Here is a 15,054-nt window from a genome sequence, read left to right on the forward strand (position 1 = left end):
GCCGCGCGAACTAGACCCGCGCGCCGCCGGACGGCTGGCCTCCGCACTCTCCGGCGCCCTGGGCGACGAGGACCAGCTCGCCGTCCGTGCCTCCGGAATCTTCACCCGGCGCATCGTCCGGGCCGCGGCCGACGCGCAGGACCCGGGCCGCGACTGGACGCCGCGCGGCACCATCCTGATCACCGGCGGCTCGGGCACCCTCGCCCCCCACCTGGCCCGTTGGCTGGCCGGGCGGGGCGCCGAGCACCTGGTGCTGATGAGCCGCCGCGGCGCGGACGCCCCGGGCATGGCCGAACTCGTCGCGGAACTCGCCGCGTCGGGCACCCCGGCCACCGCCGTCGCGTGCGACATCACCGACCGCGACGCCGTCGCCGCTCTCCTCGCCCAGCTCAAGGCGGAGGGCCGCACCGTGCGCACGGTCGTGCACACCGCCGCGCTCATCGAGCTGTTCCCGCTGGCCGAGACCACCATGGACGCCTTCTCCCGTGTCCTGGACGCCAAGGTGACCGGTGCCCGGGTCCTGGACGAACTCCTCGACCACGAGGACCTGGACGACCTGATCCTCTACTCGTCCACCGCCGGCATGTGGGGCAGCGGGGCGCACGCCGCCTATGTGGCCGGCAACGCCTACCTCGCCGCGCTCGCCGCCCACCGCCGCGCCCGCGGCCTGCGCGCCACCTCACTCTCCTGGGGCATCTGGGCCGACGACATCAAGGCCGGCCGCGTCGACCCGCAGACGATCCGCCGCAGTGGCCTGGAGTTCATGGACCCGCAGCTGGCGCTGAGCGGACTGAAGCGGGCCCTGGACGACGACGAGACGGCCGTTGCGGTCGCCGACGTCGACTGGGCGACGTACTACCCCGTCTTCACCTCCAGCCGCCCCACGAACCTGTTCGCCGAGATCCCCGAGGTCCGGGCCCTCACCGAGGCAGCCGAGCAGAGCACCGGCACCGTGGTGGAGGGCGAGTTCGCCGCCCGGCTGCGGGCGCTGTCCGCCGCCGAGCAGGAGCGGCTGGTCCTGGAGGTCGTACGCACCGAGGCCATGGCCGTGCTGGGCCTGTCGACCCCCGACGCCCTGCCGGAGCAGCGTGCCTTCCGTGACGTGGGCTTCGACTCGCTCACCGCTGTCGGACTGCGCAACCGCCTCGCGTCCGTCACCGGACTGACGCTGCCGACGACCATGGTCTTCGACCACCCCAACCCCGCCGCACTGGCCGGGTTCCTCCGCACCGAGCTGGCCGGGGCCCAGAGCGCCGGAACGCCCGCGGCGACCGCGTCCGCCGCCGCGACCGACGACGACCCCATCGTCATCGTCGGCATGGGCTGCCGCTACCCCGGCGGGGTCACCTCGCCCGAGGAGCTGTGGAAGCTCACCCTGGACGGCACCGACGCCGTCTCCGTCTTCCCCGCCGACCGGGGCTGGGACGCCGAGGGGCTCTACGACCCGGACCCCGACCGGTCCGGCAAGACCTACTCGGTGCAGGGCGGATTCCTGCAGGACGTCGCCGAGTTCGACCCGGGCTTCTTCGGCATCTCGCCGCGCGAGGCGATGTCGATGGACCCGCAGCAGCGCCTCCTGCTGGAGACGGCCTGGGAAGCCTTCGAGCACGCCGGGATCGACATCCTCTCCCAGCGCTCCAGCCTCACCGGTACCTTCATCGGCGCCAGCTACCAGGACTACGCCTCCAGCGTGGCCAACTCCTCCGAGGGCTCCGAAGGCCACATGATCACCGGCACGCTCTCCAGCGTGCTGTCCGGCCGGGTCAACTACCTCTTCGGCTTCGAGGGGCCGGCCGTCACCCTCGACACCGCCTGCTCGTCCTCCCTGGTCGCCCTGCACCTGGCCTGCCAGTCCCTGCGCAACGGCGAGAGCACCCTGGCGCTCGCGGGCGGCGTCAGCATCATGTCCACTCCCAGCGCCTTCGTCGGCTTCAGCCGCCAGCGGGCCCTTGCCACCGACGGCCGCTGCAAGGCGTACGCCGAGGCCGCCGACGGCATGACCCTCGCGGAGGGCGTCGGTCTGGTCCTGCTGGAGCGTCTCTCCGACGCCCGCCGCAACGGCCACCCCGTGCTCGCCGTGGTCCGCGGCTCCGCCGTCAACCAGGACGGCGCCTCCAACGGCCTCACCGCCCCCAACGGCCCCTCCCAGCAGCGCGTCATCCGCCAGGCCCTGGCCAATGCCGGCCTGCGGTCCCGCGAGGTCGACGTCATCGAGGGCCACGGCACCGGGACCGCCCTGGGCGACCCCATCGAGGCCCAGGCCCTGCTCACCACCTACGGCCAGGACCGGGACGGCGAACGGCCCCTGCTCCTCGGCTCGGTCAAGACCAACATCGGCCACACCCAGATGGCCTCCGGCGTCGCCAGCGTGATCAAGATGGTGCACGCCCTGCAGGAGGGCGTCGTACCGAAGACCCTCCACATCGACACCCCGTCCTCGCACGTGGACTGGTCCTCCGGCGCCATCGACCTGCTCACCGAGCGCACCGACTGGCCCGAGACCGGCCGTCCGCGCCGCGGCGCCGTCTCCTCGTTCGGGCTCAGCGGCACCAATGTGCACGCGATCCTCGAACAGGCACCCGCCGAGGAGCCCGCCGCACGGCCGGCCACCGCCCGCCCGCCCCGCCCCGGCGCACTGCCGCTGGTGGTCTCCGCCCGCAGCGAGGCCGCCCTTCGCGCCCAGGCCGGACGGCTGCTCGCCCTGGTCGAGGAGCACCCCGACACCCCCTGACCGACCTCGCCTTCTCCCTGGCCACCTCCCGGGCCGGCCTGGAGCGCCGCGCCGCCGTGGTGGCGGGGGAGCGCGACGAACTGCTGCGCGGCCTGCTGGCGCTGCGCGACGGACTGCCCGGACCCGGTGTGGTCCAGGGCGGCACGGCCCGCGGCCGTACGGCGTTCCTGTTCACCGGACAGGGCAGCCAGAGGCCCGGCATGGGACGGGAGCTGTACGAGCGCCACCCCGTCTTCGCCGACGCCCTCGACGCTGTACTGGCCCGGATGGACGGCGCCCTGGACCGGCCGCTGCGCGAGATCCTGTTCTCCGCCGAGGGCTCGCCCGAGGCGGCCCTGCTCGACCGCACCGAGTACGCGCAGCCCGCGCTGTTCGCCGTCGAGGTGGCCCTGTTCCGGCTCACCGAGTCGTGGGGCATCACCCCCGACTACCTCGCCGGGCACTCCGTCGGGGAGCTCGCCGCCGCGCACGTCGCGGGCGTGCTCACCCTGCCGGACGCGTGCGCCCTGGTGGCGGCGCGCGGACGGCTGATGCAGGCGCTGCCCGAGGGCGGCGCGATGATCTCCCTGGAGGCCGCCGAGGACGAGGTCCTGCCGCTGCTGGAGGGCCACGAGGACGAGGTGTCCGTCGCCGCCGTCAACGGCCCGGCGTCACTGGTCGTCGCCGGCGTCGAGGACACCGTCCTCGACATCGCCGCGACCCTGGGGGCGCGCGGCCGCAGGACCAAGCGGCTGAGGGTGAGCCACGCCTTCCACTCGCCACTCATGGACGGCATGCTCGACGACTTCGCCCGCGTCGCGCGGGGCGTCACCTACCACCCGCCGGTGATCCCCCTCGTCTCCCACCTCACCGGCGGCCTCGCCGCCGAGGACCAGATGACCGACCCGGAGTACTGGGTCCAGCACGTGCGCCGGGCCGTCCGCTTCGCCGACGGCATCAACTGGCTCTCCGCGCAGGGCCAGGTCCGCACCTTCCTGGAGCTCGGCCCCGACGGTGTGCTCTGCGGCATGGCCCGCGACAGCCTCACCGACGAGCCGCACACCGCGCTGCTGCCGCTGCTGCGGAGCGGCCGGCCCGAGGAGCAGACCGTCACCACCGCGCTGGCCGGAGCCCACGCCCACGGCGTGGACATCGACTGGACGGCATACTTCGCGGACAGCGACGCCCGCCGGATCGCGCTGCCCACCTACGCCTTCCAGCGCGAGCGGTACTGGCCCGACGCCCTCGCCGCCCCCACCGCCGGACCCGCGGGCGCGGGCAGCGCCGCCGACGCCGAGTTCTGGTCGGCGGTCGAGCGCGACGACGTCGGCTCACTCGTCGCCTCGCTGGGCCTCGACGATGCGACCGTCACCGCGATGGTCCCGGCGCTCACCGCCTGGCGCCGCCGCCGCGACGAGCAGTCGCAGGTGGACGCCTGGCGCTACCGGGTCACCTGGAAGCCGCAGACCGGACCCACCGCCCCCACCGCGCTCACCGGACGCTGGCTGGTCCTCACCCCGCCCGGCACCGACGAGGCCGAGTGGTCCGCCGATGTCGTCGCCGCCCTCGCGACACAGACGGTCCTGTGCGAGGACGTCGGCCCCGACCGGGCCGCGCTCGCCGAACGGCTCGCCGCACTGCGCGCCGAACACGGCGAGTTCGCCGGGGTCCTGTCGCTGCTCGGCCTCGCCGGCTGCGGCGGACTCGCCCGCACCGGAGTGCCCGACTCCCTCCTCCTGACCACCGTCGCCGTACAGGCACTCGGCGATGCGGGCATCGACGCCCGCCTGTGGGCCGTCACCCGGGGCGCCGTCTCCGTGGGCCGCTCCGAGCCGGTCGTCGGACTCGACCAGGCCGCCGTATGGGGCCTGGGCCGCGTCGTGGCCCTCGAACAGCCCGACCGCTGGGGCGGCTGCGTCGACCTGCCCGAGCAGCTCGACACCCACAGCGCGCGCAGGCTGCGCGGCGTCCTGGCCGGGACCGCCGGGGAGAGCGAGGCCGCCCTACGCGCCTCCGGCGTGTTCGTACGCCGCCTCGCCCACAGCCCCGCGGCGCAGAGCACCGCGCCCACCTTCGACCCTTCGGGCACCACCCTGATCACCGGCGGCACCGGCGGCCTCGGCGGACACGTCGCCCGCGGCCTGGCCCGCGCCGGCGCCGAACACCTGCTGCTCGTCAGCCGCCGCGGCGAGGACGCCCCCGGCGCGGACGCGCTGCGCGGCGAACTGACCGGCCTCGGCGCCCGGGTCACCATCGCCGCCTGCGACGTCGCCGACCGCGACGCCCTGGCCGCCCTGCTCGACTCCCTCCCCGACGACGCCCCGCTCCACGCGGTGATCCACACGGCCGGTGTCGTGGAGGACGGCGTGGTGGACACCCTGACCCCGGACAGCTTCCGGACCGTACTGGACGCCAAGGTCGCCTCCGCCCTCAACCTGCACGAGCTGACCGCCCACCTCCCGCTGTCCGCGTTCGTCCTCTTCTCCTCCACCGCCGGTGTCTTCGGCGCCCCCGGACAGGGCAACTACGCCGCGGCCAACGCCTATCTGGACGCTCTCGCCGAGTACCGGCGGGCCCACGGCCGCACCGCGCTCTCCGTCGCCTGGGGCCCCTGGGCCGGATCGGGCATGGTCGCCGACGCGGCGGAGATCGAGCGGCGCGTCCGGCGCGGCGGTTTCGAGCCGCTCGCGCCGGAACCCGCCGTACGCGCCCTGCTCCGCGCCATCGAGCAGGACGACACCGCCCTCGCCCTCGCCGACATCGACTGGGCCCGCTTCGTCCCGGCGTTCGCCTCGGCCCGCCCGCTGCCGCTCGTCGGCGACCTGCCGGAAGTACGGCAGTCGGCCACCGCGCCGACCGGCGCCACCGGCGACGACACGCGGCTGCGACGGCGCCTCCAGGAGCTCCCGGACGCCGAGCGCGGCGCGTTCGTACTCGACCTGCTGCGCACCCAGGTCGCCGCCGTGCTCGGCCACAGCGACCCCGGCGCCATCGAGGACGACCGGGCCTTCCGCGACCTGGGCTTCGACTCGCTGACCACGCTCGAACTGCGCAACACCCTGGCCGCCGTCACCGGGCTCAGCCTGCCGGTGTCCCTGGTCTACGACCGGCCGACCCCGCGCGAGATGGCGGACTTCCTGCTCGCCGAGATCCTCGGCTCGCTGCCCGAGCGCGCCGCCGCCCCGGCGGCGAGCGGCAGGCCCGTGCACGACGACCCGATCGCCGTTGTCGGCATGAGCTGCCGCTTCCCCGGCGGGGTCGGCTCGCCCGAGGAACTGTGGCAACTGCTCGTCGAGGGCGGGGACGGCATCACCCGCTTCCCCGACGACCGCGGCTGGGACATCGAGGCGCTCGGAGCGGGTGCGTCGGACACCCTCGAAGGCGGATTCCTCACCCGGGTCGCCGACTTCGACGCCCGCTTCTTCGGCATCTCGCCGCGTGAGGCGCTCGCCATGGACCCCCAGCAGCGCCTGCTGCTGGAGGCCACCTGGGAGGCGCTGGAGCGGGCGGGCATCGACCCCTCGGCCCTGCGCGGCTCCCGCACCGGCGTCTTCGTCGGCACCAACGGCCAGGACTACCCCAACCTGCTGCGCCGGTCGCTGTCCGACGTACAGGGCTACGTGGCCACCGGCAACACCGCCAGCGTCATGTCGGGCCGGCTCTCCTACGCGCTCGGCCTGGAGGGCCCGGCCGTCACCGTCGACACCGCCTGCTCCTCCTCGCTGGTCGCGATGCACTGGGCCGGCAAGGCCCTGAGCGCGGGCGAGTGCTCCCTGGTGATCGCCGGTGGTGTCTCGGTGATGTCGAGCCCCGACTCCTTCGTCGAGTTCTCCCGGCAGGGCGGACTGGCCCCCGACGGCCGGTGCAAGGCGTTCTCCGACAGCGCCGACGGCACCGCCTGGTCCGAGGGCGTCGGCATCCTGGTCCTGGAGCGGCTCTCCGACGCCGTACGCAACGGGCACGAGGTACGGGGCATCATCCGCTCGACCGCCGTCAACCAGGACGGCGCGTCCAACGGCCTGACCGCCCCCAACGGCCCCTCCCAGCAGCGGGTCATCCAGCAGGCGCTCGCCGACGCCGGACTGACCCCCGCCCACATCGACGCCGTCGAGGCCCACGGCACCGGCACCACGCTGGGCGACCCGATCGAGGCCCAGGCGCTGCTCACCGCCTACGGGCAGGACCGGGAGCGCCCACTGCTGCTGGGCACCGTCAAGTCGAACATTGGCCACACCCAGGCCGCCGCCGGTGTCGCCGGTGTCATCAAGATGCTGATGGCGATGCACCACGGCACCCTGCCCCAGTCCCTGCACATCGGTACCCCGTCCGCGCACGTGGACTGGTCGGCGGGCGCGGTGGAGCTGCTGACCGAACAGACCGCCTGGCCCGAGACCGGCCGCCCACGCCGCGCCGGAGTCTCGGCGTTCGGCGTCAGCGGTACGAACGCGCACGTCATCGTCGAGCAGGCACCGGCGCTCGCAGCGCCCCGGGAGCAGCCCGCCGAGCCGGCCCCCACCCCCGCCGTCGTGCCGTGGATCGTCTCCGGCCGCACGCGTGAGGCCCTTCAGGCCCAGATCGACCGGATCACCGGCTTCGCCGCGCTGAACACCGGCCTGTCCCCGCTGGACATCGGCCGCTCGCTCGCCACCGACCGCACGGTCTTCCCGCACCGCGCGGTGCTGCTGGCCGACGCGGACGGTGTGCACGAGGGCGCACGCGGAGTCGCCGGCCGCACCCCCGGAAAGACGGCGTTCCTCTTCTCCGGCCAGGGCAGCCAGCGCGCCGCCATGGGCCGCGAGCTGTACGAGCGGTTCCCCGTCTTCGCCGAAGCGCTGGACGCCGTCCTCGCCCACCTGGACACGGAGCTGGAATTCCCCCTCAGGAAAGTGCTGTTCGCCCTCCCGGGAACCTTCGAGGCGGAACTCCTCGACGAGACCGGCTGGACCCAGCCCGCCCTGTTCGCCGTCGAGGTAGCCCTGTTCCGCCTCGCCGAGTCGTGGGGCATCACCCCGGACTTCGTCGCCGGACACTCCATCGGTGAGATCACCGCCGCCCACGTGGCGGGCGTGTTCTCCCTGGCCGACGCCTGCCGCCTGGTCGCGGCCCGCGCCAGCCTGATGCAGGCGCTCCCGCAGGGCGGCGCGATGGTCGCCGTCGAGGCCACCGAGGACGAGGTCGCCCCGCTGCTCGACGCGAACGTGTCGATCGCCGCGGTCAACGGCCCCCGCTCGCTGGTCGTCGCGGGCGCCGAGGACGCCGTGCTGCTGGTCGCCGAGGTGTTCGCCGCCGACGGCCGCCGCACCCGGCGGCTGCGGGTCTCGCACGCCTTCCACTCGCCGCTGATGGACGCGATACTCGCGGACTTCGCCCGGGTCGCCGAGACACTGACCTTCGAAGAGCCCCGTATCCCGGTGGTCTCCAACCTCACCGGAATCCTGGCGACCGCCGACGAGCTGCGCTCGCCCGCCTACTGGGTGCGGCACGTGCGCGAGGCCGTACGGTTCGCCGACGGGATACGGACCTTGCGGGACGCCGGAGTCGGCGCCTTCGTCGAGCTGGGCCCGGACGGAGTGCTCTCCGCGATGGCCCAGCAGAGCCTGGACGGGGCCCAGCCGGCGCCCCTGGTCGTGCCGTTCCTGCGTAAGGACCAGAGCGAGGAAGCGGCCGTCGTCGCCGCACTGGCCGCCTTGCACACCCACGGGACGGGACCGCGCTGGTCCGCGTTCTTCGAGGGCCTGGGAGCGCGCCGGATCGAACTGCCGACGTATGCCTTCCAGCGCGAGCGGTACTGGCCGGAGCCCGCGGCCATCGCCGCCGTCGGCGTGCCGGACCCGGTGGACGCCGCGTTCTGGTCGGCCGTCGAGCGCCAGGACGTCGAGTCGCTGGCCGCCTCGCTCGATCTGGACGGCGACACCGTCACCACGATGGTGCCCGCGCTCTCCGCGTGGCGCCGCAGCCGCGGCGAGCAGTCCGCCGGCGCCGACTGGCGCTACCGCGAGACCTGGACCCCGCTGCCCGCACGGACCGCCGCACCGTCCGGCACCTGGCTCGTGCTGCTGCCCGCCGGTGACCCGTCCCCGTGGACGGACGCCGCCGCCGAGGCGCTGGGCGCGGACGTCGTACGGGTGAACGCCAGGCCCGACGCCGCGGACCTGACGCGGCTGCTCACCTCGGCCCGCGAGGACCGCGACGCAGCGGGCTTCGCCGGAGTCGTCTCGCTGCTCGCCACCGGCACCACGCACGCCACCGGCCTGCCGCCGGAGGCGGCCTGGCCCGAGGCGCTGCTGACGGCCCTGGGCGCGGCGGGAATCGACGCGCCGCTGTGGTGCGTCACCCGGGGCGCGGTGTCCGTGTCCGCCGCCGAGCCGCTGCGGGCCGCCGGACAGGCTGCCGTATGGGGGCTCGGCCGGGTCGCCGCACTGGAACACCCCGACCGCTGGGGCGGGCTGATCGACCTCCCCGCCACGCTCGACGACCGCACGGGCGCCGCCTTCGCGGCGGCCCTGACCCACCGCGACGGCGAGGACCAGATCGCGGTCCGCGCCACCGCGACCCTCGGGCGCCGCCTGGTCCGTACAACCGCCACGACGGCCAACCCGTCCGGCGACTCCTGGCGGCCCACCGGCACCGTCCTCATCACCGGCGGCGCCGCGGCGATGGGCGGCCGGGCCGCCCGCCGGCTGGCCCGCGACGGCGCCCGGCACCTCGTCCTGACCGGCCGCCACGCGGCCGACCTCGCCGGGACCGAGGAGCTCCAAGCCGAACTGGAACAGCTCGGAGCCACGGTCACCTTCGCCGTCTGCGACGTCTCCGACCACGACGCGCTGACCGCCCTGCTGGCCACGCTCCCCGCGGACCTGCCGCTCACCGCGGTGATCCACGCGGAGGCGGGCACCGACGGCATCGGCGCCGGAGAGGCGGGGCTCACCGCCGCCCTCGCCGGAGCGGTCCAGCTCGACGCCGTACTCGGTGACCGGCCGCTCGACGCCTTCGTCCTCTTCGGCACGATCGCCGGAGTCTGGGGCGTCCGGGGCCAGGCCGCGCAGGCCGCGCACGGCGCGTACCTCGACGCCCTCGCCCGCCGGCGCCGCGACCGCGGCGCCACCGCCCTCGCCGTCTCCTGGAGCGCCTGGTCGGACCTGGTCGAGCCCTCCATGGCCGCGCACCTGCGGCTGAGCGGCCTGCCCGTACTCGACCCCGACGCGGCGCTCGCCGCGCTCGGCCGGGCCGTCGCCGACGGCGAACCGGCTGTCACCATCGCCGATGTGCGCTGGGAGACCTTCGCCCCGGCCTTCACCGAAGGCCGCCGCACCGCCCTGCTGGCCGACCTGCCCGAAGCGCGCACCGCCATCGCCGCCGCCGACACCGACCGCGGCGACGAGCGCTCGGCGGACGACGCCTACCGGCGCGGCCTGCTCGCGCTGCCCGAGACGGAGCGCGACGACGCCCTGCTGGCCCTGGTCACCGACAAGGTCGCCGTGGTCCTGGGCCACTCGAACACCGACGCCGTCGAGTCCGACCTGCCCTTCCGGGACCTCGGCTTCGACTCGCTGACCGCCGTCGACCTGCGCAACCAGCTCACGGCCGCCACCGGTGTCACCCTGCCCGCCACCCTGGTCTTCGACCACCCGACCCCGGCCGAACTCGCCCTGCACCTGCGCAGCCTGCTGCTCGGCGCACTGCCGGACACCACGGCCCTCGTCGTGCCCTCGGCGCACACCGGGGACGACCCCGTCGTCATCGTCGGCATGGCCTGCCGCTACCCGGGTGGCGTCGGCTCGCCCGAGGACCTGTGGCAGCTCGTACTCGACGAGACCGACGCCGTGGGCGAGTTCCCCACCGACCGCGGCTGGGACCTCGACACCCTGCTCGGCGGCCCGCCGGAGGGCGGCCGCGGCCGCAGCACCACCGGAAACGGCGGTTTCCTCTACGACGCCGCCGACTTCGACCCCGCCGTGTTCGGCATCTCGCCGCGCGAGGCCATAGTGATGGACCCGCAGCAGCGCATCGTGCTCGAAGCCGCCTGGGAGGCACTGGAGCGGGCGGGCATCGACGCGGCGACCCTGCGGGGGAGCACCACCGGCGTCTACGTCGGAGGCGGCAGCGGCGACTACCGGCCGCCGGCCGAGGCGGGACAGTGGGAGACGGCCCAGTCGGCCAGCCTCCTGTCCGGCCGCATCGCGTACTCCTTCGGCCTTCAGGGACCCACGGTCTCCGTCGACACGGCGTGCTCCTCGTCGCTGGTCGCCCTGCACCTCGCGGCCCAGGCCCTGCGCTCGGGCGAGTGCTCCATCGCCCTGGCCGGCGGGGTGACCGTCATGGCCACCCCGGCGGGCTTCGTCGAATTCAGCGCCCAGGGCGCGCTGTCCGACGACGGCCGCTGCAAGGCATTCTCCGACTCGGCCGACGGCACCGGCTGGTCCGAGGGTGTGGGCATGCTCGTCGTCGAGCGGCTCTCCGACGCCCAGCGCAACGGCCACCACGTCCTGGCGGTCCTGCGCGGCTCCGCCATCAACCAGGACGGTGCCTCCAACGGCCTGACGGCACCCAGCGGACCCGCCCAGCAGCGGGTCATCCGCCAGGCCCTCGCCAATTCCGGTCTGACGGCCACCGAGGTCGACGCCGTCGAGGCCCACGGCACCGGCACCAAGCTCGGAGACCCGATCGAGGCGCAGGCGCTGCTGGCCACCTACGGCCAGGGCCGCGACCCCGAGCGCCCGGTGCTGCTCGGCTCGCTGAAGAGCAACATCGGTCACAGCCAGGCCGCCTCCGGCGTCGCCGGCGTGATCAAGATGGTGATGGCGATGCGGCACGGCACCCTGCCGAGGTCGCTCTACGCCGAGACGCCGACCACTCAGGTCGACTGGACGGCGGGCGCCGCCCGGCTGCTCACCGAGCCGGTCGCCTGGCCCGAGTCCGACCGCCCGCGCCGCGCCGCGGTCTCCTCGTTCGGCGCGAGCGGCACGAACGCCCACGTCATCCTGGAACAGGCGCCGCCCGCCGGGACCGACCCCACGGTCACCACCCCGCACGGCCCGGCCCGCGAACCCGGGGCGCTGCCGGTGCTGCTCTCCGGCAAGTCCGAGAACGCGCTGCGCGCCCAGGCCCGCAGGCTGCTCACCCAGGTGACCGAACGACCGGACGCCGCCCTGACCGACCTGGCGTTCTCCCTGGCGACGACCCGCACGGCCTTCGACCACCGGGCTGCCCTGACGACCACCGACCGTGCATGCCTGCTGGCGGGGCTCACCGCCCTGGCGGAGGGACGTACGGCCCCCGGGCTGGTCGAGCACCAGGTGGAGCGGGTCGGAAAGCGCGCGTTCCTCTTCTCGGGTCAGGGTTCGCAGCGGTTGGGGATGGGCCGGGAGTTGTACGGCCGCTTCCCGGTGTTTGCCGAGGCGCTGGATTCGGCTCTGGCTGTACTGGGTCCGCTGCTGGAGCGCCCGCTGCGTGAGGTGATGTGGGGCGAGGACGTCGAGCTGTTGAACGAGACGGGCTTCACTCAGCCGGCGTTGTTCGCCATCGAGGTGGCGCTGTTCCGGCTGGTGGAGTCGTGGGGTGTCAAGCCCGACTTCGTGGCGGGGCACTCCATCGGTGAGATCGCGGCGGCGCATGTGGCGGGGGTTTTCTCGCTGGAGGATGCCTGCAAGCTGGTGGCGGCGCGGGCGCGGCTGATGCAGGCGCTGCCGGCCGGTGGTGCGATGGTGGCGGTGCAGGCGACGGAGGACGAGGTCCTGCCGCTGCTGGTCGAGGGTGTGTCGATCGCGGCCGTCAACGGCCCCGCTTCCGTGGTGATCTCCGGAGACGAGCAGGCGGCGGTGAAGGTCGCGGCCCAACTGGCCGAGCTGGGGCGTAAGACGACGCGCCTGCGCGTGTCGCACGCCTTCCACTCGCCGTTGATGGATCCGATGCTGGAGGAGTTCCGCACGGTCGCGGAGAGCCTGGCGTACGAGGCTCCGCGCATCGCAGTGGTCTCCCACCTGACCGGCGCCGTGGCGAGCGCCGAGGAACTGTGCTCGGCCGGGTACTGGGTACGCCACGTCCGTGAAGCCGTGCGCTTCGCCGACGGTGTACAGACCCTCACCGACCGGGGCGTGACCACGTTCCTGGAGCTGGGCCCGGACGGCGTCCTCGCCGCCATGGCCCAGGAGACGGCACCGCAGGGCGCCGTCGTCGTACCGGCCCTGCGCAAGGACCGCGACGAGGAAACCACCCTCGTCACCGCGCTCGCCCGGCTGCACGTCCACGGAGCGGGCCCCCGCTGGTCCGCGTTCTTCGCGGACACCGGAGCCCAGTGGCTGGACCTGCCGACGTACGCCTTCCAGCGCGGCCGTTTCTGGCCGGACGTCATGCCCGGCGTCACCCCCACGGCCGGCGACGCGCAGGACACCCGGACCACGGACCGTGCCTTCTGGGACGCCGTGGAACAGGAGGACTTCGCCTCGCTGGAGGCCACCTTGGACGTCGAGGGCGACGCCCTCTCGAAGGTGCTGCCCGCCCTGTTCGACTGGCGGCGGCAGCAGAACGACGAATCGGTCATGGAGGGCTGGCGCCACCGGATCGTCTGGAAGGCCCTGACCGGCGGAGCCACCGCGAACCGCAAGGCCCTGACGGGCACCTGGCTCGCCGTGATCCCCGCCGAGTTCGCCGAGGACCCCTGGGTGGGCTCCGCGCTCGACACGCTGGGCACCCGAGTCGTACGGCTGCCGGTGGCCGACCCCGACCGCGCCGCACTGGCCGGGGAGCTCCGCGCACGCACCGCGGACGGCACCCGCTTCGCCGGTGTCCTCTCGCTCCTGGCCCTGCGGGAGACCGCATCGGGCAGCGTGCCCGGGGGAGTCGCACTCACCGCCGTGCTGCTCCAGGCGCTCGGCGACGCCGCCATCGGGGCCCCGCTGTGGTGCGCCACCCGGGGCGCCGTGTCCGTGAACCGCGCGGACACCGTGGACCACCCGCTGCAGGCCGCCGTATGGGGGCTCGGCCGGGTCGCCGCGCTGGAGTACCCGGAGCGCTGGGGCGGTCTGATCGACCTCCCGGAGACCCTCGACGAGCGGACCGCCGTCGGCTTCGCCGGAGCACTGGCCGGCCTCGACGGCGAGGACCAGCTCGCGGTACGCACCTCCGCGGTGCTCGCCCGGCGCCTCGTACAGGCCCCCGGAAAGAGGACCGCCCGCACCTGGGACCCGACCGGCACCGTGCTGATCACAGGAGGCACCGGCGCCCTCGGCGCGCAGGTCGCCCTCCGGCTCGCCAAGGACGGCGTGCAGCACCTGGTGCTGCTCAGTCGCAGCGGCCTCGCGGCGCCCGGCGCCGACGCGCTGCGGGCCCGGCTCGACGGCCTCGGCACCACGGTCACCGTCGCGGCCTGCGATGTCGCGGACCGCGTCCAACTGTCCGCCGTACTCGCGGACATCCCGGCCGAGCACCCGCTCACCGGAGTGATCCACGCCGCCGGTGTACTGGACGACGGAGTACTCGACCGGCTCACCCCGGAGCGGTTCGAGGCGGTCTTCCGCTCGAAGGTCGCCTCGGCCCTCCTGCTCGACGAACTGACCCGTGGATCGGACCTCGCGGCGTTCGTGCTCTTCTCATCCGCCTCGGCGGCCGTGGGCAACCCCGGCCAGGCCAACTACGCGGCGGCCAACTCGGTCCTGGACGCCCTCGCCGAGCGGCGCAGGGCCCAGGACCTCCCGGCGACCTCGGTCGCCTGGGGAGCCTGGGGAGGCGGCGGAATGGCAGAAGGAGCCGGGGCCGACGAGGCCGCCAAGCGCGCCGGAATCGGCGCCATGGACCCGGAACTGGCCTGCGAGACCATGCTCAGGCTGGTCATGGAACCCGAGCCGACCGCGGTCGTCGCGGAGGTCGCGCTGGACCGCTTCGTCGCGGCCTTCGGCACGGCCAGGCCCAGCGCCCTGCTCCGGGAGTTCCCCGGATACGACAGCATGGTGGCCGCCACGGCTGCGCCCGTGGACACCGCCGCCGGGACCGGGCTGCGGTACCGGCTCGCCGCCCTCTCGGTGAACCGGCGCCTGGAGACCGTCGTGGACCTGGTCCGCACCCAGGCCGCTCAGGTACTCAGCTATCCGGACACGGACGCGGTCGGCGCCGAGAAGTCCTTCCGGGACCTGGGAGTCGACTCGCTCGGAGCCGTCGAGCTGCGCAACCAGCTGAACAAGGCGACCGGCCTGAACCTGTCCGCGACGCTGGTCTTCGACCACCCCACCTCCACCTCCCTCGCCGAACACGTCCTCGGACAGCTGATGCCCGAGGACGCGGCAGGGACCGACGGAGAAGAAGCGGAGATCCGGGCGCTGCTGGCCTCGGTACCGCTGGCACAACTGCGG

1 pseudogene (only partly in view) is annotated in these 15,054 nt (G+C 74.4%); it reads left to right on the forward strand.

Annotated features, from left to right (window positions below):
* A pseudogene (locus tag Sfulv_RS31775) lies at nt 1-14,950 on the forward strand (type I polyketide synthase) (its annotated part extends 13,277 nt beyond the left edge of the window); the annotation flags it as partial.
* Nucleotides 14,951-15,054: the final 104 nt, after the last annotated feature.

Origin of the sequence: Streptomyces fulvorobeus (genome assembly GCF_013167895.1) — a bacterium.
Classification (GTDB): Bacteria; Actinomycetota; Actinomycetes; order Streptomycetales; family Streptomycetaceae; genus Streptomyces; species Streptomyces fulvorobeus.